Here is a 695-nt window from a genome sequence, read left to right as displayed (position 1 = left end):
AGATGACAGCCAGAAATGCGGTCAGTACGTTCATTCACGGGTCGGCTGCCCAGTCGGCCACCTCTGTCATCGAGGAGAAGAAATGAAGACGCGTACTGTCGCCCTTGCGACTTCCGCCATCGGCGTCACGGCCCTGACTCTCACCGGAATGACCTACGCCTCCGCCACCGGTTCATCTCAGTCCGCCCCGCAGATTGCCCCGGCCCACGCCCCCTACGGTGGCGACAGCGGCAAGAAGGAGGAGGACAAGGGCTACGACCACAAGAAGTCGGACCACGGGGACGACAAGGACCACGACAAGGGCAAGGTCATCGTCAACGGGCAGAAGTACCCGGCTCACAAGTACCAGTGCTTCCCCGTCACCAGCGTCCAGATCCCCAACGGCGACGGCCCCGTCGCCGATGACACCTTCAACGTCGAAAACCTCAGCAAGAAGATCGTCGAATTCTTCGACACCGCCAACTGCAGCAACACACCGGAGGCCATTCTCCCGCCCAAGTCCTCCCAGTTCGTGGTCGATGGCAACGTAGAGGGCGATGTGATCGTGGGCAGCTTCAAGGTGATCGAAAGCCACCACGACAAGGGCTACGACGACGAGGACCACGACGAGGACAAGGACTACTGAAACCAGCCGTCAAGGCACACCACGAAGAAGCAGTGACACAGAAGAGCAACACGGCCGCCCACGCGGCACC

1 protein-coding gene is annotated in these 695 nt (G+C 61.0%); it reads left to right on the top strand.

All coding sequences use genetic code 11. The annotated features are described in order from the left end of the window. Nucleotides 1–82: 82 nt before the first annotated feature. Nucleotides 83–625: a hypothetical protein gene (locus ACTWQJ_RS51995; RefSeq protein ID WP_443313298.1), complete on the top strand. Its 543-nt coding sequence runs from the start codon at nt 83–85 to the stop codon at nt 623–625. Nucleotides 626–695: the final 70 nt, after the last annotated feature.

The sequence above is a fragment of the Streptomyces sp. KR55 genome (assembly GCF_052245645.1).
Taxonomy (GTDB): domain Bacteria; phylum Actinomycetota; class Actinomycetes; order Streptomycetales; family Streptomycetaceae; genus Streptomyces; species Streptomyces flavusporus.
The sequence above is the reverse complement of the archived record's forward strand: the minus strand, read 5'-3'. Positions and strand labels throughout refer to the sequence as shown.